The following is a 21134-nucleotide window of genomic DNA, read 5'->3' on the forward strand; positions in this document are numbered from 1 at the left end:
CTACTGCCGTGGCGGTTGCCCGTGGTTCCCGACCAGGCGCAAGAGGCTGGTCCGGATGCCGTCGAGCAGGTTCTCAGCGGTCTCCGGCCGGAAGGCCGGAGTGGCGTAGCTCAGATCGACGCGCAGTGCGGGGCCGGTGAGCGACCCCGTCACGTCGAAGGGGAAGGGCCAGTGCCCGTCGGGGTCCTCGGTCGGCCCGAACGGCGCCGTGCAGACATCGAGGAGCTGGTTGGCTGGGGCGACATCGTCGAAGCCGAAGCCGCCCATGTAGTTGACCGCGACCGGCGGCGGCGGTGTCGCGGCCAACCGGTCCCGTACGTCGTCGTCGGGGCAGAGATGGCGCAGCAGCGAGTACCCGATGCCGTTGTCCGGGACCCGGCCGAGCTGGCGGATCACGGAGCGGACCGAGCGCGCCGCATCGGTGGTGGCGGGCAGTTCCAGCCGCAGGGGATAGAGCACCTGGAACCATCCCGTGGTGCGACTGACGTCGACGTCGTCGAAGAGCGGTTCCCGGCCGTGGCCGGTCGTGGCGACGGTGACCGCGCCCCCGGTACGCCCCGCCACGGTGGCCACCACGGCCCAGACGAGCAGGTCCCGCACGCTGGCGCGCAGCCGGCGGGCGACGGCGTGCAGTCCCCGGGTCGCCGCCTCGTCCAGCGTCACGGTGGCCAGGCCCAGGTCACCGAGGCGGAACGGCGCGGCGGTCGGCTCGTCGGCCAGCCGGGCCAGGACACCCTCGTCGGCCTGCGCCAGCCAGAACGGCAGCTGCTCGCGCAGCTGCGGCGAGCCCGCGTACTCGGCCAGCCGCCGCGCCCAGGCCCGGTACGACGTGGTCTTCGCGGGCAACGCCGGCTCGACCCCGTGTTCGAGCTGGTCGCAGAGCGTTTCCAGGTCGGCCAGGAGCACGCCCCGGGAGACCGCGTCGACGACGAGGTGGTGGTTGACGAGCAGCAGCCGATCGGGCAGCTCCGGGCCGAGCCGGAAATGCGCCACCCGGGCCAGCGGGCCGGCCGTGAGGTCCAGACCGGTCTGCGCCTCGGCACAGCGGGCCTCGACGGCCGCCTCCCGCTCGTCGACGCCGAGCCCGGTCAGGTCGTGGCTGACGAACGGGACCGCGTCGGCGGGGTCGGCGTGGTGCTGCCGCCAGCTCCCGTCCGGCGCTCGGGTCAGGCGAAGCCGCAGGGCGTCGTGCTGGGCCACCAGCCGGCGGACCGCCTCGCGGAGCAGGTCGGCCGGGAGCGCGCGGGCCAGCTGGAGGTAGTAGGGGTGGTTGAACAGGGCGGGCCGGCCCATGGTGGGGGCGACCAGGTCGGTGAACCAGCGCTGCGCGCCGGTCAGCGGGGCGTCGCCGTGCACCGCGCCCTGTTCGGCGTCCAGCGCCACAGTCGTCTCTCCGAGGCTGGCGGTCAGCTCGGCGACGGTGGGGTGGCGGACGAGCTGTCGCGGGGTGATGTGGATGCCGGCCGCCGCGCAGCGGGCGACGAGCTGCATCGCGAGCAGCGAGTCACCGCCGACGGCGAAGAAGTCGTCGTTGATGCCGAGCTGGTTGGTGCGCAGCAGCTCCGACCAGATCGCCACGAGCTGACGTTCCCGGTCGGTGCGCGGCGCGGCGGCGGCCCGGTCGGCCGAGCGCCGGTACCCGTCGGTGACCGCGCCGCGCAGCGCCGCCGCGTCGCTCAGCTCGGTGGCCACCTCGGCGAGCAGGCCGGCGGGAATCCGGTCGACCGGCGCGTCGGCGGCCCGGGAGACGTCCGCGTCGAGCGACCAGAGGCCACGCAGCACGTCCACGGGCCCGTTCGCGGGGTCGACGGGCAGCGCCGGGGCGTCCGGCGGCGCGGGTTCGGTGGCCGGGTGCAGGACCAGCGTGGCCGCGTCGGTGGGCGGGGTCGGGGCGTACCCGATGATCCCGGCGGTGACCAGCGCGGACAGCTCCGCGCCCTGCGGCGTGGTGGTGAGCAGCACCTCGCGCCCGGACCGGGCCTGGGCCGCGAGCAGCCGGGCCAGCTCCGCCTGCCGGTGCGCCGGCCCGGCCGGTACGACCAGCCGGCTCAGGGCCGGGTGCCGGACCGCCCGCCGCACCACAACTGTCGCGGCGACCGCCGCCAGCTCCGGCGACCAGGCGTCGCCGGCGAACAGCTCCGGCACCCCGTAGCGTCGCGCCCACGCCTCGACCGCGACGACGTCGACGTCGGGCCGGGCCTCGGCCAGCCGCGCGGTCAGCTCCGCGAAGAACGCGCTCCACGGCGACGTCCGGTACGGCGGCGACGGCGGGCACACCACGAGCGTTAGCGCCGCCGCGCTGTGCCCCCGGTGGACGTCCAGTGCCGCCAGCAGCTCGGTGTGGAAGTCGCGCAGCCCGACGATGCCCGCCCCCAGCGGACCGGGTGTCCGCCGGTCCTCCCAGCGCAGCACCAGCACGTTGTGGTCCCGTTGCCCGGTCGCCAGGCCGGCGGCCGGATCGCGCAGCAGCCGCAGCAGCGCGCCGGACGGCAGCTGTTCGAGGGCGTGCGGCAGGCCGAGCAGCCCCGTCCAGAAGCGGACGGTCGCCGCCAGCCCCGGCACCTCGACGGTGCCGCCGACGACCAGCCGGGGCGCCGGCGGCGCGAGGCGGCGGGGCGCCGACACGCGCCGTCCCCCGCCGAGCGGGGCGTCCGGCCGACGAACCCCCTCGTCGAGCACCTTCGCGAGCCCGGTCAGCAGCCGGACCATCCGCTCCGGCCCGAACAGGTCGGCCCGGTACGCCAGGTCGGCGTGCAGGTCGTCGCCCTGCCAGGTGACGCTGAGGAAGAGGTCGAAGTCGACACCGACGCTCGGCACCTCGACCGGCGTGGCGGCCAGCCCGGCGAACTCCGGCAGCTCGTCGGCGCCGTCGAGGACGTTGAGCACGCACTGGAACAGCGGGTGGTACGCGGCCTGCCGGGGCAGCCGCAGCGCCTCCACGATGGTCGCGAACGGCAGCCCCTGGTGCCGGTACGCCTCCCGTGCCGTCCGGTACGCCCGGGTCACGAGCTGCCGGAAGGTGGGCCGGCCGCCCACGTCCACGCGCAGCGGCAGCAGGTCGGCGAAGCAGCCGATCAGCGAGGCCAGTTCGGCGCGTTCCCGGCCGGCGGTGGGTACGCCGAACACCAGGTCCGGTTGCCCGCTCTCGGTGTGCAGGAGGGCGGCGAAGCCGGCCAGCAGCACAGCGAACGGGGTGACCCCCTCCGCCCGGGCCAGCTCCCGCACCGCCGTGCCGAGCCCGGCGCCCAACCGCTGGGCCTGATAGCCGGCGACGTCCGAGCGCTCCGCGGGGCGGGGGTGGTCGGTGGGCAGGTCCAGCAGCGGCGGCGCGTCGGCCAGCCGCTCCCGCCAGTACGCCAGGTGCGGCTCGACGGCGGTGGACGCCAACCAGTCGCGTTGGTGTCGGGCGTAGTCGGCGAACTGCACCGGCAGCGGGGGAAGCGGCCGGTCGACGCCAGTGGCGTGGTGGGCGTACCGGGCGGCGAGGTCGTCGAGCAGGATGCTCCACGAGGTGTTGTCGCAGACGATGTGGTGCATGCCGAGCAGCAGGTGCCAGCGCTGCTCGGGCAGCCGCAGCAGGCGGGCCCGCACCAGCGGGCCGGCGGCCAGGTCGTACCGGTGCGCGGCCAGCTCGGCGGCCGCCCGGCGCAGCGCCCGGGCCTGCTTCGCCGCCGGCAGCCCGGTCAGGTCCAGCGTCTCCAGCCACGGGTCGACGTGCGGGCGTACCACGGGTTCCGGTTCGCCGCCCCGGTCGGAGAAGGTCGTCCGCAGCACCTCGTGCCGGGCCAGCACGTCGTCGAACGCCCGGCGTAGCGACGTCTTGTCGAGGTCGCCGCGCAGCTCGACGGCGGCGGTGGTGTTGTGCCGGACGACGTCGTCGCCGAGCTGGTCGAGGGCCCAGAGCCGTACCTGCGCCGAGGAGGCCACCGCGGGCGTACCCGGCGGGGCGGGGGTGAGCGGGGCGAGCGCGGTGGCGTCCGGGTCGGCGTCCAGCACGGCGGCGAGCCCGGCCACGGTCGGGTTGGTGAACAGGGTGTAGAGCGACACCTCGCGACCGAACTCGGCCTGCACCTGCGACAGCAGACCGGTGGCGAGCAGCGAGTGCCCACCGAGGTGGAAGAAGTCGCTTGTCACACCGACCTGCTCGACACCGAGCGCGGCGGCCCACAGGCCGGCGAGCCGCTCCTCGGTCGGGGTGCGCGGCGCGACGATCTCGCCGTCGGCCGCCGCGACAACCGCCGGAGCCGGGCGGCTCCGGTCGGCGACCGCCGCGGCCGTGCTCAACTCCTCGACGACGTACGCGGCCCGCTCCGACCCGATCGCCGTGCGCAGCCCACTCGCCCCGGTCGCCGGCACCGGCGCGGGCGGGTCCAGCGGCCAGACGTGGGCGAGCAGCCGGCGCAGCTCGTCCCACCCGGCGGGCACGGCCAGCGCCAGCACGCCCGGGTGCGCCTCACGCAGCGCCGCGACGGCCTGCGGGTCGGTGTCGAGCACCACAGTGGTCGCCGGGTCCGCGTCGGCGAGCGCGGCGGCCGTGTACGCCCGCACCTCGTGACCGGGCAGCGCGCCGACGAGCCGGTCGACCGGCAGCCGTTCGGCGTCGACGAGCACGAGGCGGCGCGGCTGGCCGACGAGCCGCCGCAGCTCCCGCAGCACGATCGTGCCCAGCGCCGCGAAGTACTCGCCCGTGTACGGCACGTGGCCCAACTCGTCCGCGCGCTCGTCGCTCACCTCGCTCACCAGGTACGCGCCGGCATGGTCGGCTGCCCAGACCGCGTGCACCCCCGGCGTACGGGCGGCCAACGCGGCCAGCCGGTCGTCGAGGCGGCCGGACCGCTCGCCGAGCCGGTCGGCGACGCGCGGCGACGCGGGGCACACCACCAGCAGCAGCGGGGCGTCGGTCCGCCGTCGGTACGCCGCCACCGCCGCGTCGAGGTCGTCCATCGCCGCGTCGAGGGCCGCCTCCGCGCCGGTGTCGTCCTGCCTGCGCAACCAGTCCTCCCACCGCAGCAGGCAGACCGTGGCGTCGGCCGTCGGCCCGGCCAGCAGGTGGGCCACCAGCTGGCCGTAACCGGCCAGCTCCACCGACGCGGGTACGCGCAAAAAGCGCAGCCAGAACTCCACCGGATCGCGCAGCGGGTCCACGGTGAACGTGGCCGCCAGGGCGATGCGGTGGCGGCGCAGCCCGGTCACCTCCGACAGCGGCCGGTCCGGCGCGTCCGCCATGACGCGCAGCAGCTCCGGCAGCCGACCCACCGTCGCGGCGATCGTCTCGTCGAGGTACAGGTCGGCGTTGAAGTCGACCGCGCCGTCGATCCGGTCACCGTGCGCGGTCAGGCTGACGAACAGGTCGAAGTCGGTGAGGCCACTCTCGGCGGGCACCGGCCGGAAGGTGACCCCGGCGGCCTGCCGCTGCTCCACGCCGCCGTCGGTCATGGTCGCCAGCACCTGGAACAGCGGGTTCACGCTCGGATCGCGGACCGGGCGGACCTCCTCCACCACCCGCGCGTACGGGGCCTCCTGATGGGCGTACGCCTCGCTGACCGTGCGGTGCACCCGGCGGACGAGGTCGCGCACGCTCGGGTCGCCGCCGGTGTCCACCCGCAGCACCAGCATGGTGGCGAAGCAGCCGATCAGCGGCTCAAGGTCGGTGCTCGCCCGGCCGGCGGTGGGCATGCCGAGCAGCAGGTCGTCCTGGCCGGTGGCCTGTCGCAGCAGGGCGGTCAGCCCGGCGAGGACCACGGCGTTGACGGTGGCGCCCGCGCTGCGGGCCAGTCCGGCGAGGGCGGCGGCCACCTCGGCGTCGACGGTGAACGGCAGGCTCCGGCCCCGGTGGGTCTGCACCGGCGGCCGGGGGCGGTCCGGTGGCAGCGTCGAGCGGGCCGGCGCCGAGGCGAGCCGCTCCCGCCAGTGGGCCAGGTGACCGGCCAGCTCCCGCTCCGCCTCCGGCCGGCGGCGGGCGGCGACGTGCGCGACGAACCGGGTGGGCAGCGCGGGCAGCCCGGCTGGTACGCCGGCGGCGAACTCGCCGTACCAGCTCACCAACTCCTCGACGAACACGCCGGCCGACCAGGCGTCGAAGACGATGTGGTGCGCGCTCACCAGCAGCAGGTGCTCGTCGGCGGCGAGGGCGAGCAGCCGTACCGCGAGCAGCGGCCCGGTAGTGAGATCGAAGGTGACGGCCGCGTGCGCGGCCACCTCCCGGTCGACCGCCGCCTGCCGCTCCGACTCCGGCAACGCCGTCAGGTCGAGGACCGGAAGCGGCACCTCCAGGGCCTCCGACACCCGCTGGGTGACGACGCCGTCGACGGACGCGAACACGATCCGCAGCGCGTCGTGCCGGGCCACCACCGCGTCGACCGCCCGGTGCAGCGCCGTGACGTCGAGAGGGCCCGTGATCCGCTCGGCGAAGGGCACGTTGTAGACCGGCGTGCCGGGCTCCAGCCGGTCCAGGAACCAGAGCTGCTCCTGGGTGAAGGAGAGCGGATAGCTGGCCGGTACGCCGCCCGATCGGGGCGTCGGCACGGCGGTGTCGGGTCGGCTGGCGCGGGCCTCGCTGGCAGGGCCCTGGCTGGCACGGCCCTGGCGCAGCCGCAGGGCCAGCAGCTCCCGCTGCTCGGGGGTGAGGTCGGCGAGGTCCGGGTGCAGGTCCTGGGTCATCGGGTGGCCCCTTCGACGTACGCGCGGTCGGCGGCCGGCCCGCCGCCGAGCAGGCGGGACAGCGGGGGAGGGGAGTCGTGCAGGTAGAGGTGACCCCCGGGCACGACGGTCAGCGAGAAACCGGAGTCGGTGCAGGCCGCCCAGCCGGCCACCTCGTCCGGGCTGACCAGGGGGTCGTCGGCCGCCGCCACCGCGTCCACGGGCAGCGGCAGCGGCGTCACGGTCGCCGGCCGGTACGACGCGACGACTGTCAGGTCGGCCCGCACGGTGGGCAGGATCAGCTCCAGCAGGCCGGGGTCGTCGAGCACCTCGTCCGGGATCCCGCCCAGGTCGTGCAGCCACCGGGTCAGCGCCGCGTCGTCGAGGCGGTGCGCCGCGCCCAGCGGTGCCGCGTTGCGCGGCGGACGGGCCGCCGAGACCACCAGACGCTGGGGTACGTGGTCTCCCCGCGCGACCAGGCGGGCGGCCACCTCGTACCCGATCAGGCCGCCCATGCTGTGGCCGAAGATCGCGAACGGCGCCGGCACCCGCTCGACGATCGCCTCGACCAGCGGGGGCACCAGTTCGTCCATCGTGCTCAGTGGCGGGTCGGCCAGCCGGCGCTCACGGCCGGGCAGCTGCGCGGTCCACACCTCCACGTCATCGCCGAGCAGGGTGGTCCATGGCCGGTACGCGGCAGCTCCGGCACCGGCGTACGGCAGGCACACCAGCCGCAGCCGGGCGGCCGGGCGCGGCGCGACGCAGCTCAACCAGGCTGCGGCGCCGGCCGCTCGGGTGGCGGTCGTCGGCATGGATACGGGTGGTGTCGCCATGCCCGCACACGCTAGGAACGGGCCGTGACAGCGGTCTTAGCGTCGGCTGAGGGTTCGTCGCGGTGTCCGCTGCGCGCGGCCCGAGCGAGCGGTCCGCGCTCTCGGCGAGGACGGCCTCATCCAGCTCGAGCCCGCCGAGGCGACGAGCGGTGGGGATCCTAGAGTGGCCGGCGTGCCGATGAAAACCGCTGCCCTGACGACGACGCTGACGTTTCTCTTCGTCGCTGCGGTCGCCTGTGCGCCCTCAGCCCCTTCGCCGCAGCCCACGAGCGCTGATCTGACGGGAATGTGGTGCGGCTCCTCGGGCGACCGGATTGATCTGCGCGAGGACGGGTCGGCGCGGCTGGACGCGATCTCGGACGCCTACCTCTTTCACGTCGTCAGGGATCTCCGGGTCACGTGGAGCGACGAGTACATCTGGCGCACCTACTTCGACGGCCGCCGGCCTGCTTCGGCTCAGGGCACGTGGACCTTCAGCGAATACGAGGACGAATACGACGAGGACCACGACGACGGCGACCAGTGGGTGCGACTTGACCTCGGGGAACGCAAGGCCGCGCCCACGCGTGACCAGCAATCCCCGGAGCGCTACACATTCGGCGACGGGCTGCTGGTCAGCCATGACGGCAAGGGGTTCGAGCTGTTGGCCCTCGATGGGATGCCGGACGAGGGATGGTCGAGCCGCTTCACCCCCTGCGCCGAGCGGCTTCATCGTCCGACCGGCCGCTCGGCAGTGGCTGCCGCGGTGGCTCGTCGCCCTACTGCTCGGTGGCGACCGCCGCGATGGCGTAGTGCGGCCGATGGACGCCACCGTCGGGCCGCTCCAGGCGCTCGACCTCGGTGAAGCCGGCGCGCGCCAGTCGCTCGGAGATCTCGTCGACGGGCCACCGGTAGGCGGTCATGACCTTGTGGTCGAAGGCGTCCACCTCGTCGCCCGCGAAGAGGCCCAGCACCAACCTCCCGGACGGGGCCAGGGCACGCCGGAACGTGGCGAGCACGCCGTCGAGGCGCTGCGGCGGCAGGTGGATCAGCGAGTACCAGGCCAGGATGCCGGCGACGGAGTGGTCGGCGACGTCGAGGTCGTCCAGCGACCCGAGGCGGTAGCTGCCGCCGGGATGAGTCGCCCGCGCGTGGGCGATGAACTCGGGCACCACGTCCACGCCCGTGGCGTCGACGCCCAGCGAACGAAGGTGGTCGGTGAGGTGACCCGGGCCGCAGCCCAGGTCGAGCACCGGACCGGGTCGGCCCCCCAGGTGCCGGCCGATGAGGGCGAGGTCGTCGGGGTCCACCTGCTCACGCGTGCCGAACAGTTCGATGTAGAGATCCGCGACTGCGGCGTACGCCTGCCGTACCTGTTCCGTGCCCACCGCCCGACTATAGGAGCGCCGGACCGGGTCGGCCCACCGCACGCAACCCCCCGTCCAAAAGATCGTTAATGCCCGGGGGTGTGTCCGGGATGTCGCACGCGTGGACGGGACGGCTGCTGCGGGATCCGGTGGCGGGCGCCGCCGAGGCGCTGTTCTTCTTCCTGCTGCTCTGGTTGATCTGGATGTTGGCGGCCTGGGTCACCAGCCTCTACGATCCGGCGCTGCCGTTCGTCCAGGCGCTGGTCATCGTGGGTCATGTTCGGCGCGCTGGTGCTGGCCATCGGGATGCCCCACGTGTTCGGCGGCCGAGCCGTGGTGTTCGCGGGCACCTACGTCACCAACCAGCTCGGCCGGCCGCTCGCGCTCACCCTGGCGTTGCGCCGCCAACCACGACGGTTGGTGACCACCCGCATCACGATCTGGACGGCCGTCGCCGCAGTGCCCTGGCTCGTCGGCGCCGCCGTGAGCGAGCACGCCCGGCCCGCGGTCTGGGCCGGCGCCCTGGCCATCGAGTACGTGGGGTTCGCCACCGGCTGGCCGATACCCCGGCTCGGCGCCTCCCGGGTGAACCAGTGGGTGATCAACGGGGTCCACCTGGTGGAGCGCTACCAGCAGGTGTTCCTGATCGCACTCGGCGAGGCGATCCTGGTGATCGGCCTGGCCTCCAGCGCGGACCCGTTGACCCCCGCGGCGGTCGCCGCCTTCGTCATCGCGTTCGCCGTCACCGTGCTGTTCTGGCGGATCTACTTCCACCGTGCCGGACACCTGCTCCCCCCGGCGATCCGCGACTCCCGGTCCCCGGCGCGACTCGGTGAGAGGGCGACCTACATCCACCTGGTGACGGTGGCCAGCGTGCTGATCACCGCAGTCGGATTCGAGCTGGTCATCGCCCACCCCGCCGACGAGGGCGCGTTGCCGCCGGCGGTCATCATGCTCGGTGGTCCGGCGCTGTTCCTCCTCGCGCAGGCCTGGGCGGAGTACGAGGTCTTCAGGCGGCGCCCCGTCCACCGGCTGGCCGGGGCGTTGGTGCTGGCCGCGGCAGTCCCGGTCGGCGCCCTGCTGCCGGGCCTGGCGGTCCTGGTCATGGCCGCCGTGGTGCTCGTCCTCGTCGGCGGGGTCGACACGCTGGTCAGCCACCTGAAAGATGCCGATGATCTGCCCTCACCCGCGTGACGGGAATCAGGGTCGCTCGGTAAAAGACCTGAGGGGAAACCGGGGCCGCACCCCCGGCGGCTGCCGTGGTGGAGCGTCGCCGTGCTGCTCGTCGGCATCGTCCTGCCGGCCGTCGACGTCGGCCATCAGCGGGTCAGGTCGGCATAGACCGCGATCTGCCAGGCGAGCACGGCCGTGGCGGCGACCTCAATGAGAGATACGGCGACGAAGGCGACGCTCAGGGGCCCGTTCGCCCAGAAGACGATCAGAGCGGCGAGCGGCGGGACGACGAAGGTGCCAAGGTCGACGGCGAGTTGCAGATACTTCCTGGAGACGCGGCGGGCGTCCGAGCGGTGAGCCGTCTCCCAGCCGAAGGCGGCCTCACCTCCAGCGGTCAGCGCGACCAGGCGGGGGCCAAGGTCGGTGCGGACGTAGCGACCGATCGCGGAAATCTTTTCGTCGTTGATCAAATAAGTCCATCCGAGAACGACGCTTGCCACGGGCAGCAGGAGCAACAGGTTGGCGTGGCCCTTCACGGAGAGAGCGGCCGCGACAACCGCCGCCATCGAGCCGAGGGTGGCATAGATCAGATTGTCGCGGAACCCGATCCGGGTGCGCTGCTCCTGTTTCAGCTGCTCATACTCGGTGAGCAGCAAACCGCCGGTAGTGATCTCGCCGACCATGCACGTCCTCCCGGATCGACAGGTGATGCGCCCCATGATGCCCGAGGCCACCAAGGACGGGCGATCGGTGAATAAGTCGACAACCTTGGCCCGTCGGGCGGCGCAGACGAGCAGGTATCCAGCGATTACCCGGCATTGTTGTCGCCCTGTCGGTCGTGCTCCTTGGCCGAGCGTAGGTCTTCCCGTCAGTCGTCTGTCCATTGTCGGGTTTCGACACCGATGGACGGCACTTTCGCATCTTCACAGGCCGTGTTGGCGCTGCTAGGTTTGCCCAGGATCCGCCCCCGGCGCGTGTGGGGGAGCCGGGGGTTACACCCAATCGGACAAGGGCGGCTGTGCCTCACACCGTCCGCAACATGACTCGGGGCATCGATGACTGGTCGACAGGCGTCGATATCGGCGACGGTGTACCAGCCGACGTGGAACGAGCACCTGGCGTTGCACGTGTCCAAGCTGGTCGTGGGTTTGGCGACCAACCCGCTGAGCCGCACTGTCCAGGATGGACTTGATCGCTGGTTGGCGGCGAAGAGGTCGGCCGCCGAAGACGGCTACCGGGTCTCCGTCCCGGGTGACGCCACGATCGACCGCCTGTGGCACCGGTGGGGCGAGGTCGCCACCGGCTGGCGGAGTGAGCAGAGAGCCTGCCTCGACCTCACCAACTGCGCATTCTCCGATGTGGCAGGTCCTGCCTTTCTCATCTCGAAAATGGTCGAGCGGCACCGCCTCGGGCTGGTTACCAGAGTCCGACTTCCCGAGCAGCCAGAGATGATCAATTTCCTCCGGGAAATCAACTTCCTGGAGGCGATGACCGTCGCCACCGAGACTCCGCTGCCTCAATTGCTGACCACGCAGAGCGTGTACCGATTGACCCGGGTCGACTCCTATCCTCACCGCCGGGCGGCGACCAGACGCCCGACCCTGCCCTTCAACATCTTTCCCTTCAAGGTCCTGCCACTCGGGTCGAGCACTCGGCACGCACCGGCAGTGCGGTACGCGGCGGATTGGCTGTCGAAGCATGTGGTCGCGGCGCTCGATCGGGATCTGGACGGCCATGGCGCGCAGGTGGCCCGCAGGGTCATCCTGGAGACCCTGATCCGCGCGTCGATCGGCCACGAGAAGCGGACCGCGGTTGTCGCCGCGCACTACGGGATGCGACGTTCCGGTCGCGCCCACCTGCAGATCGCCTTCTGGTGGGACGGCGCCGACGATCGATCGACCCAGGTGGCAACGGCCGATCTGCTTGACCTGGTCTTCGAGGAGGCGCAGGAAACGCTCGCCACTGCGGCGCCCACGTCCACCGCGCTCCGAGACGCCTGGCAGCCGCCGAACAATCCCACCGTGCTCGCCAGCGCGGTGATCGACATTTTCGGCGGCCAGCTCGACGCCTACGGTGCCGACGTGCACCTCGCCGTGGCCCGCGACAGCAGTGACGGCAGCGACGTCTCAGCTCTGCCACCGACGATCACCTGCGATCAGTCGCACGGTGGGACAGTGCGTGGCGACCTCGTAGTCGTGACCCTTCCGCTCAGCGACTAGTTCGGCGTCTGGCCCGATGCTGGAACGTGAACAACAGACACCACCGACCACGTTCGACCTCGTTCGCTTCGGGCTGGGTCCGGGCGAGGAACCGAACGAGCAGCAGCGAGCCTTCTACGCCTACGTGGCCCGGATCGTCGCCGGCCACACGATGCGCTACGTAGGATCCGCCGCCGCCTTTCACACCATCGACACGGCGACGGCGCTCGTCGAAACCGAGTCCATCTACGAGCCGCTCTACCGGGCGTTGATGGAGCTTCCTGACCGGGCGGATATCGGGATTCTCGACCTCTCGGTAAGCACCCGAACGGTCAACACCGAGCTGTTCCTCCGCCCGGAGGCTCTGCTGCATCTCGCCTCGGCGGTCAGCGCCGCCTGCGGCAGCGAGCAATGGGCCGCCCGCACCCTGGTCATCCTGCTCCCGACCGAGCAGGCAGAGGACATCAGGCTCCGTGAACAACTGGACGCGCGCCTGGCCTCTGGTCAGATTCACCTTCTCTCCGACGGTGGCACCGCCTCCTGGCCGGGCACCGACGAGGACGACTACCGCAGTGCCCTGGCCCGTCTACAGACCGCGTCGATCGACCTGTTCGAACGCAAACTCATCACCCGGCTCGGCTGGTTTCGTCCGCACGGCCGGCAGGGCGAGCGGAAGGTGCTACGCCACTACTTCGACGCCAGCCGGGCACAGGACGAACTCGGCCACCTGCTGGACGAGGCGATCGGCGCGGACCGCCCGGACCTGATCGTCTACCACGAGTCCGTCTCGGACTGGCTCGCCAATCCCCTGAAGGGTTCCTGCATCTCCGCCGGCTCGCTGCCGATCCGATCCTTCTCCGAAGCGATGGACACGACGCCGACGGACGGCCCTCAACCCCGGTCGGTGCTGCTGGTCGTGCCCGTCGTCAACACCGGCGTCTCGCTGACCGAGCGGGTCACCACCCTCCATGCCCGGTTGCGTCCCGAACGACTGCGGGTCCTGTCCGTCCTCTGCGTCGGAGGCCCACAGCCACGGTTCGGTCGCCGCCGGATCGAGGGAAATGACGGCACGGAGCACGAGGTTGCATACTTCCTGTCGGTTGAACAGCGCACCGAGTCGGAAGCCGAGTGCCGCCTGGCTGTGGTGGGAGAGACCAGGCGGTACGAGGAGCGGACCAACACGCTGACCACCGCCGAGTTCTGGGATCTGGTACGAACATGCGGCGTCAAGCCTGAAGATGACGTCCCGGCTCCCCGCCGTCGCGGCTACGCCGTGGTCCCTGACGTCCCACAGATCCTCGAGCAGTACGGAAACTGGCTGGCCGACAAGCTGTGGATGTTCGTGCGTCGGTCAACCAGCACCGTGGGACAGGACATCCTGTTGGTCTGCCCCGAACGCGAACAGGGTTCCCGAAAATTGTCCAACAGCCTGTCCCTGCGTTCCGGCGCTCAGGTGGTACGAATCCCGCGCGAGGATATCGAAAGGGTGGTCAAGGGCACCGCACCGGAACAGGTCTTCGATGCCAGGGCCCCTTGGTGCCAGGAACTGGATTCCGTCGCGACGAAGGAGGTGGTCCTCATCGACGAGTTCGTCGGTAGCGGCGACACGATCAGAGCGATGGAGCGCATCGCCCGGGCGAAGGGCCTGAACGTGAAGGCCGTTTGCACACTGCTCGACTTCTCGCCCGACGCGGCCGGGCAACGGCACTCGCTCTACGGCTGGAAGCCACCCGCCTCCCAGACGGACCTCCCCGCGCAGCGCCCGGATGCGGACGGGGCAGCGGTGCGCCGGCCATGACCCGACAGCCGACCGAGAACGATGTCCTCACCCTGCTCGCCCTGCTGCGGGCGGAAACCTCGGACGACGTTGCGTCGATCATGTTCGACGACCTTGTCTGGTCTGTCAGTCGCCTCGACGAGAGATTCCGGTCGAAAGTTCTCGTCCACGCCGCGGCAATCATGGGCTCCCGCTGGCTCGAGGCGGACCGCGTGCGGGACATTTACGAACAGCTTGACAGGTGGCAGGTTGCGCGCAGCGTCGATTTTGCGCTCGTGACGGTGAAGGAGCGCGAGTTCGACGCCGCGAAGGCCGCGCTGGGCGTCGACCTTCGACGTGAGCCCGACTACTCGGTCCGCGGCGCATACTTCTTCGACGTCGAAGTGGCGCGCGACGGCCAGCCGCCGTTGAAGGGGATCATCACCAAGTGCGGGACCGCCGGCAACAGTCGGATGGCGGCCTTCCTGCACACCGTGTTCTCCGCGTACGACGTCCGGCTGTGCTGCCTGGTCGGCATGGCGGCCGGTCACAAAAAGCAGGTCCAGGTGGGCGACGTCGTGTTCGGTGACAAGGTGATCGATACCGGTGGTGGGATCTCGACGGCCCGTGGCTACGTGCCCGACCCGACCCCACTGAATCCGGATCTCCGGATCGCGCGGGAGATGACCTCGTTTCGGCCGGAGCGGCTGGATTGGCACGAACTGATTGCCAAGCAGATCGCCGCCGCGACCGCCGACCTGGACGATCTGCAGGTCCCCGAACTCTTCGACCCGGCGACCTACCGTCCACGGCTCATCCCGAAGACGATCCTCGCGAAGGACGAGTTGATAGAGGACGGGAAGGTAGGGCGGCGGGCACGGCGGTTCGGCCCGGAGCGCCGCACCGGCGCCTTGGAGATGGAGGGCGCCGGATTCGCGGTGGCCTGCGTCGAGGAAGGTGTGCCCTGGATGGTGATGCGCGGGATCGCCGACCTGGGTGAGCCCGATCGCGTGAAGGATTGGCAGTTCGTCAGCACCGTCGCGGCGGCCACCGCGGTGCGGCTCTGGTTGAAGTCCTGCCGGTTCATGCAGGACCGGGCCTAGTACGGCGGGGAAACCGTAATCTGATCTTGCCCCCCAGAGTCGCCTTGAGCTGTGGAGATAACGCTCTCACGGATGGTGCGAGAACCCTTGACGGACCGGGTATCGAGCGGCAACGATGCATGCACACCACCACCCGGCGTGATCGGCGCACGTCGTCCCGCACCCGCGAAAGGACCTACCCGTGCGCAGATCCCTGAGAGCGTGGTTCGGCGCTGCGCTGAGCGCGATCCTCGTCCTGGGCGGCGTCGTCGCCACGCCGCCTGCGGCCAGCGCCGCGCCGTTCACCGTGCTGGTCTTCAGCAAGACCGCCGGATTCCGACACGGATCCATCACCCCCGGCATCACCGCGATCCAGCAGCTCGGCGCCGCCAACGGGTTCACCGTCGAGGCCACCGAGGACGCGGCCCAGTTCACCGACGCCAACCTGGACCGGTTCGCGGCGGTGATCTGGCTGTCCACCACCGGCGACGTGCTCAACGCCGCACAGCAGGCGGCGTTCGAGCGCTACATCACCGGCGGCGGCGGGTACGTGGGTGTGCACTCCGCCTCCGACACCGAGTACGACTGGCCCTGGTACGGCGGGCTCGTCGGCGCGTACTTCGCCTCGCACCCGGCCGAGCAGACCGCCACCGTGAAGGTCGCCGACCAGGTGCACCCGTCGACCAAGGCGCTGCCGCAGCGGTGGAGCCGGTTCGACGAGCTCTACAACTACCGCGCCAACCCCCGGGGCAACGTGCACGTGCTGGCCACCCTGGACGAGAGCACCTACACCGGCGGCAGCATGGGGTACGACCACCCGATCTCCTGGTGCCAGAACTACTCCGGAGGGCGGGCCTGGTACACGGGCCTCGGCCACACCGACGCCTCGTACACCGACACGGCCTTCCGCCAGCACCTGCTCGGCGGCATCCAGACCGCGGCCGGGGCGGTCACCGCCGACTGCGGCCCCACCGTCACCACCAACTTCCAGCAGGTGGAGCTGGCCAAGGGCGCCGCCGAGACCGGCGAGCCGATGAGCCTCACCGTCCTGCCCGACCGGGGCGTGCTGCACACATCCCGCGACGGCGTGATCCGGCACACCGACGCGGCCGGCAACACCAAGATCGCGGGCACCCTGGCCGTCTACACCGGCGACGAGGAGGGGCTGCAAGGCATCAAGGCCGACCCCAACTTCGCCACCAACCGCTGGGTGTACGCCTACTACGCGCCCCCGTTGAGCACACCCGGCGGTGGCGCCCCGGCCACCGGCACGCCTGCCGACTTCGCCGTCTGGGACGGCGTCAACCGGTTGTCCCGCTTCACCGTGAACGCGGACAACACCATCAACCTGGCCAGCGAGACGCTGATCCTGAACGTGCCCACCAGCCGGGGCATGTGCTGCCACGTCGGCGGCGACATGGACTTCGACGCGGCCGGCAACCTGTACCTGTCCACCGGCGACGACACCAACCCGTTCGACTCGGCCGGGTTCACCCCGATCGACGAGCGAGCCGGCCGTAACCCGGCCTTCGACGCCCAGCGCACCGCGGCGAACAGCAACGACCTGCGCGGCAAGGTGCTGCGCATCAAGCCGAGCACGGCGGGCGGTTACACCATCCCGGCCGGCAACATGTTCGCGCCCGGCACCGCGCGGACGCGCCCGGAAATCTACGCGATGGGGTTCCGCAACCCGTTCCGGATGAGCGTGGACAAGGCCACCGGCATCGTCTACCTCGGCGACTACGGCCCCGACGCCGGCACCGCCGACCCGAACCGGGGGCCGGCGGGCAATGTGGAGTTCGCCCGGATCGACAGGCCCGGCTTCTACGGCTGGCCGTACTGCACCGCCCGCAACGACGCCTACAACGACTACACGTTCCCGTCCGGGCCGTCCGGGCCGAAGTTCGACTGCGCGGGCGGGCCGGTCAACAACTCGCCCAACAACACCGGCATCACCCAGCTGCCGCCTGCCGTCCCGGCCTGGCTGCCGTACGGCGGTTCCGGCTCCCCGCCGGAGTTCACCGGCGGGGGGCTGTCGCCGATGGCCGGCCCGGTCTACCGGTACGACCCGAACAACACCTCCGCCGTGGCGTTCCCGCAGTACTACGACGGCACCTTCTTCGCCGGTGAGTTCGGCCGCCGCTGGATCAAGAACGTCAAGCTGGACGCGGCCGGCCAGCCCTTGAAGATCAACCCGTTCCCGTGGACCGGGACGCAGGTCATGGACATGGAGTTCGGCCCGGACGGCGCGCTCTACGTTCTCGACTACGGCACCGGCTGGTTCAACGGCGACGCCAACTCGGCGCTCTACCGCATCGAGTACGCCCGCGAGGGCAGAGCGCCCGTCGCGAAGGTCACCGCCACCCCAACCAGCGGCATCGCACCGTTGACCGTCGCCTTCTCCTCGGCCGGCACCCTCGACCCGGACGGCGACCCGTTCACCTACGCCTGGGACTTCGACAACAACGGCACCACCGACTCGACCGCGGCGAACCCGAGCTTCACGTACACGACCAACGGGACCCGCAGTCCGACCCTGACGGTCCGGGACACCACCGGCAAGACCGCCACCGCGAGCGTGGTCGTCACCGTCGGCAACAGCGCCCCGGTCGTCACCGTGAACACCCCGTTGAACGGGCAGACCTTCGCCTTCGGGGACGCGGTGCCGTTCAGCGTCACCGTCACCGACGCCCAGGACGGCGCGATCAACTGCGCCCGGGTCAAGGTGAACTACGTCCTCGGCCACGACTCGCACGGCCACCAGCTCGGCAGCGTGCAGGGCTGCACCGGGGTCATCCAGACCTCGGCCGACGGCGAGCACGACACGGCGGCGAACATCTTCGGCATCATCGACGCCGAGTACACCGATCTGGGCGGGGGCGGCCAACCGGCGCTGACCACGCACACCCAGGCCGTGCTGCAACCGCGCGTGCGCCAGGCCGAGCACTTCGGCGACTCCTCGGGTGTCCAGATCGTCGCCGGGGCGGCCGGGCACGGCGGCGCCGCGGTCGGCTACATCGACAACAACGACTGGATCTCGTTCCGCCCCTACAACCTGACCGGCATCCAGTCGTTCAGCGCACGGGTCGGCGCCCCGGCCGGCGGCGGCGGGACGCTGGAACTGCGCGTCGACTCGCCCACCGGGCCGCTGGTCGGCTCGGCCACGGTAACGCCCACCGGCGGGTACGCCAATTTCGCCACGGTCACCGGTGGGGTCACCGCGCCGACCGGCACCCGCACCCTGTTCCTGGTCTTCAAGGGCCCCGGGCCGTGGTTCGACATCGACGAGTTCACCCTCTCCACCAGTCCCGGCGGTCCCGGACCGGACCCGGATCCCGAGCCGGGCACCAACCTGGCCAAGGGCAAGCCGGCGCGAGCATCCAGCTACGAGGGCGCGTTCGTCGCGGCCAACGCGTTCGACGGCGTGGCCGGAACCCGCTGGGGCAGCGCCTTCGGCGACCCACAGTGGATCGACGTGGACCTGGGCGCCACGTACGCCCTCAGCCGGGTCAAGCTCACCTGGGAGGCGGCGTACGGCAGCGGGTACCAGATCCAGACCTCGACGGACGGGGTCACCTTCACCACGGTCCGGACGGTGACCGGCGGCGACGGCGGGGTGGACGACCTGACCGGGCTCACCGGCTCCGGCAGGTACGTCCGGCTCCTCGGCACCGCCCGCGGCACGGCCTGGGGCTACTCGCTCTACGAGTTCGAGGTGTACGGCGCCACCGGCGGCCCGACCGGCGGCAACCTGCTGCTCAACAAGCCGACGACGACGTCCAGCACCGAGGGGGCCGACGTGACCGGCGCCCAGGCGGTCGACGGCAGCCTCACCACCCGCTGGTCGAGCACCTTCTCCGACCCGCAGTGGATCCGCGTCGACCTCGGCGCCCCGACCGCCATCGGTCGGGTCAAGCTGAGCTGGGAGGCGGCGTACAGCAGCGCGTACCAGATCCAGACCTCCAACGACGGCACCACCTGGACCACCGTGAAGACGGTGACCGGCGCGGACGGTGGCGTGGACGAGCACAGCGGCCTCGGCGCCAACGGGCGCTACCTGCGCATCTACGGCACCGCCCGGGGCACCGGCTACGGCCACTCGCTCTGGGAGGTGGAGGCGTACAGCAGCTGAACCACCACCGATGACGTGGCCGGCGCGGTCCTCCCCGTGCCGGCCACGTCGCCGTTCAGCTGCTGGGCGTCGGCGCGGGCGTCCGGGTGAACGGCCACGGGGGATCGCCAAAGAGGTTGGTGCAGGCCGCGAGGAGTCCCTGCTGGGCGTCGGCCAGGCGAAGGTATGCCGGCCCCTTGTCGATCGTCGGGTCGTTCTTCACCCAGAGGTCGCCGGCCTGCTTGGCGGCCGCCCCCAGCCGCTGACCGGCCTCGCGGATGCCGGGATCGGTCGCCTCGACCGCACGACTGGCAACGCCAATGTCGTCCGGAGGGAAGGGCTCCTTCCTCTCCATGGAGAGGGTCAGACGGGTACACGCGGCCTCCGCGTACTTGTCCGGGGGTGCGGTGGGGCTGGCAGCGGGGGAGGACGCCTCGGTGGGAGAGCATCCGGCCAGCAGCAGGGCGGCGAGCGCAAGCGTGCGGATCACGGCAGGAGGCTAGCAATCTTGCGAAACGACCACACCTCCAATGCGACGTACCCTTGAATATGCCGATTACCGGTATATGCTTCTCGGCATGACCGACAGTCCACTTCGGGAGCCGACGTTCTTGGTGCTGACCGCTCTGGCCGAGTCACCCAAGCATGGCTACGCCGTCATCGAGGACGTGCTACGCATCTCCGACGGCCGGGTGCGCCTGCGCGCGGGCACCCTCTACGCCGTACTCGACCGGCTCCGCGCCGACGGTCTCATCGAAGTCGAGCGCGAAGAGGTGGTGCAGTCGCGACTGCGTCGCTACTACCAACTCACAACCCTGGGCGCGCGCCGACTCGCCGAGGAAGCGGCCCGCCTGCGACACAACGCGGACGCCGCTCGCGTGCGACTGCGCCGCGCCGGCCTCCTGACCCACGGAGGTGCGGCGTGAGCAGCGACGATCTGGAGCGCCGCTACCGGCGGCTGTTGGCCGTCTACCCGTGGGAGCACCGCCGGGCGTACGAGGACGAGATGGTGGCCGTGCTCGTCGCCGGCGCTCGGCCGGGCCAGCGGCGGCCCGCCGCGGGAGACGTGCTGAATCTGGTCGGTGCCGGGCTCCGGGCTCGGCTGCGGGTGGGCGCACGGGGGTTCACCGAGCCGACCTGGACGGACGCGGCGGCCGTGACGGGCCTGCTGGGCGCGCTCGTCCTACTCGCCCTCGCCGGGACGTCGTTGCTCGACCAGCTCATCTCCAATCCGGGTTTGCCGCCGGGGTTCGGGCCGAGCGGCCCGGACGTCGTCGACTGGCTACGGGTTGCCGGCTGGGCGGGCGTCTGTGTGGCCGTGCTGGTCGGGTGGCGCCGGGTGGCTGTCGGTCTGGCCTGGGCCGGTGTGCTCGGCTGGGGCGTGCTGGTCGCACCGCAGGCCGGCGACAACCCGGGGTACGTGGTGGAAACTCTGCCCCAGCTCGCGCTCGCGGTCGTGGCAGCCGCCGCGCTGACCGTGCCGGTGCCGCGGCGCCGGTTGCCTGCGCTGCTGGGTGTGCGCCGACTGCTGGCGCTGCTGCTCGCGCCGGTCGCGGCGGTCGCGCTGTTGGAGGTCAACCGGGTGACCAGTCCCACGTTCGCCCACAGCGACGAGGTTACCTACCAGGTCTTCTACGGCATCGAGGCCAGCAGTTCGCTGGTCGTCTGGCTCTATGTGGCCGGCCTGGGGGCCGCCGCGTTGATCGTGCTTGTCGCGCTGGTCACGCTCGACCCCGGAGTACGCCGGCGGATCGTCGTTATGCTCCTGCCGGTGGCGGCACTCGCCCTGGTGATCGACAACGCCCTTGCCGGCTGGGCCACCTCCACCATGTACCTGGGGCACACCATTCCGCTGGTGCCCGCGCAGTGGGCGATGCTGGTTCTTGTCCCACCGGTGACCTTACTGGCCGGAGCCCTGCTTGTCCGTCGTCGAGAGGAAACCCTGCGCATGGTCGCCCTCGGTCGGGCTGCGGACCGCGAGCAGCCGGCGGGCTAG

Annotated in this window: 13 protein-coding genes; 8 read left to right on the forward strand and 5 right to left on the reverse strand. The window is 71.6% G+C overall.

All coding sequences use genetic code 11. The annotated features are described in order from the left end of the window. Positions 1-6660, reverse strand: a complete 6660-nt coding sequence (locus ACFYPH_RS19935; RefSeq protein WP_387183614.1) for a condensation domain-containing protein — start codon at positions 6658-6660, stop codon at positions 1-3. Then, the gene (locus ACFYPH_RS19940) at positions 6657-7472 is read right to left on the reverse strand and encodes an alpha/beta fold hydrolase (RefSeq protein ID WP_355138552.1); all 816 of its coding nucleotides are present in this window, start codon (positions 7470-7472) and stop codon (positions 6657-6659) included. Before ACFYPH_RS19940 ends, ACFYPH_RS19935 begins: the two co-directional genes overlap by 4 nt. Before the next feature lie 172 nt (positions 7473-7644). Here ACFYPH_RS19940 and ACFYPH_RS19945 point away from each other — a divergent pair, with 172 nt between their 5' ends. Continuing rightward, positions 7645-8316, forward strand: a complete 672-nt coding sequence (locus ACFYPH_RS19945) for a hypothetical protein (RefSeq protein WP_355138554.1) — start codon at positions 7645-7647, stop codon at positions 8314-8316. Here ACFYPH_RS19945 and ACFYPH_RS19950 read toward each other — a convergent pair. Then, a complete protein-coding gene (locus tag ACFYPH_RS19950; protein WP_355138556.1) occupies positions 8231-8839 on the reverse strand; it encodes a class I SAM-dependent methyltransferase in 609 nt (202 codons plus the stop codon). The two genes, ACFYPH_RS19945 and ACFYPH_RS19950, sit on opposite strands and share 86 nt — an antisense overlap. Positions 8840-9094: 255 nt before the next feature. Between ACFYPH_RS19950 and ACFYPH_RS19955 the strand changes: the two genes are divergently transcribed. After that, positions 9095-10012, forward strand: a complete 918-nt coding sequence (locus tag ACFYPH_RS19955) for a low temperature requirement protein A (RefSeq protein ID WP_387183619.1) — start codon at positions 9095-9097, stop codon at positions 10010-10012. Positions 10013-10137: 125 nt separating this feature from the next. Here the strand turns inward: ACFYPH_RS19955 and ACFYPH_RS19960 are convergent, their stop codons facing one another. Continuing rightward, a complete protein-coding gene (locus ACFYPH_RS19960) occupies positions 10138-10674 on the reverse strand; it encodes a hypothetical protein (protein WP_355066388.1) in 537 nt (178 codons plus the stop codon). A gap of 444 nt (positions 10675-11118) precedes the next feature. Here ACFYPH_RS19960 and ACFYPH_RS19965 point away from each other — a divergent pair, with 444 nt between their 5' ends. From ACFYPH_RS19965 to ACFYPH_RS19980, 4 genes are all read left to right on the forward strand, one after another. Then, the gene (locus tag ACFYPH_RS19965) at positions 11119-12210 is read left to right on the forward strand and encodes a hypothetical protein (RefSeq protein ID WP_387183622.1); all 1092 of its coding nucleotides are present in this window, start codon (positions 11119-11121) and stop codon (positions 12208-12210) included. A gap of 16 nt (positions 12211-12226) precedes the next feature. Further along, positions 12227-13987 carry a phosphoribosyltransferase gene (locus ACFYPH_RS19970; protein WP_387183625.1) on the forward strand — a complete coding sequence of 587 codons (1761 nt, stop codon included), beginning with the start codon at positions 12227-12229 and terminating at the stop codon, positions 13985-13987. Further along, positions 13984-15048 (forward strand): hypothetical protein, encoded by a 1065-nt coding sequence (locus ACFYPH_RS19975; protein WP_354855719.1) that lies wholly within the window; start codon positions 13984-13986, stop codon positions 15046-15048. The genes ACFYPH_RS19970 and ACFYPH_RS19975 overlap by 4 nt, the downstream gene beginning before the upstream one ends. Positions 15049-15229: 181 nt before the next feature. Continuing rightward, entirely contained in the window at positions 15230-19159 is a 3930-nt protein-coding gene (locus tag ACFYPH_RS19980) for a ThuA domain-containing protein (protein ID WP_387183628.1), read from the forward strand. Positions 19160-19214: 55 nt separating this feature from the next. Here the strand turns inward: ACFYPH_RS19980 and ACFYPH_RS19985 are convergent, their stop codons facing one another. Further along, positions 19215-19628: a hypothetical protein gene (locus ACFYPH_RS19985; RefSeq protein ID WP_387183631.1), complete on the reverse strand. Its 414-nt coding sequence runs from the start codon at positions 19626-19628 to the stop codon at positions 19215-19217. 88 nt (positions 19629-19716) lie between these two features. Here ACFYPH_RS19985 and ACFYPH_RS19990 point away from each other — a divergent pair, with 88 nt between their 5' ends. Together ACFYPH_RS19990 and ACFYPH_RS19995 are read left to right on the forward strand one after the other, a co-directional pair. Next, a complete protein-coding gene (locus tag ACFYPH_RS19990; protein ID WP_387183634.1) occupies positions 19717-20064 on the forward strand; it encodes a PadR family transcriptional regulator in 348 nt (115 codons plus the stop codon). Continuing rightward, complete coding sequence (locus ACFYPH_RS19995; RefSeq protein ID WP_387183637.1) at positions 20061-21134, forward strand: hypothetical protein; 1074 nt, start codon at positions 20061-20063, stop codon at positions 21132-21134. The genes ACFYPH_RS19990 and ACFYPH_RS19995 overlap by 4 nt, the downstream gene beginning before the upstream one ends.

Source organism: Micromonospora sp. NPDC005252, assembly GCF_042872475.1.
Classification (GTDB): Bacteria; Actinomycetota; Actinomycetes; order Mycobacteriales; family Micromonosporaceae; genus Micromonospora.

Excerpts from the sequence above, each read along its gene's own strand:
- ACFYPH_RS19935 (WP_387183614.1), bottom strand. The coding sequence starts at position 6,660 with ATGACCCAGGACCTGCACCCGGACCTCGCCGACCTCACCCCCGAGCAG.
- ACFYPH_RS19970 (WP_387183625.1), top strand. The coding sequence starts at position 12,227 with ATGCTGGAACGTGAACAACAGACACCACCGACCACGTTCGACCTCGTT.
- ACFYPH_RS19960 (WP_355066388.1), bottom strand. The coding sequence starts at position 10,674 with ATGGTCGGCGAGATCACTACCGGCGGTTTGCTGCTCACCGAGTATGAG.
- ACFYPH_RS19955 (WP_387183619.1), top strand. The coding sequence starts at position 9,095 with ATGTTCGGCGCGCTGGTGCTGGCCATCGGGATGCCCCACGTGTTCGGC.
- ACFYPH_RS19990 (WP_387183634.1), top strand. The coding sequence starts at position 19,717 with ATGACCGACAGTCCACTTCGGGAGCCGACGTTCTTGGTGCTGACCGCT.
- ACFYPH_RS19975 (WP_354855719.1), top strand. The coding sequence starts at position 13,984 with ATGACCCGACAGCCGACCGAGAACGATGTCCTCACCCTGCTCGCCCTG.
- ACFYPH_RS19940 (WP_355138552.1), bottom strand. The coding sequence starts at position 7,472 with ATGGCGACACCACCCGTATCCATGCCGACGACCGCCACCCGAGCGGCC.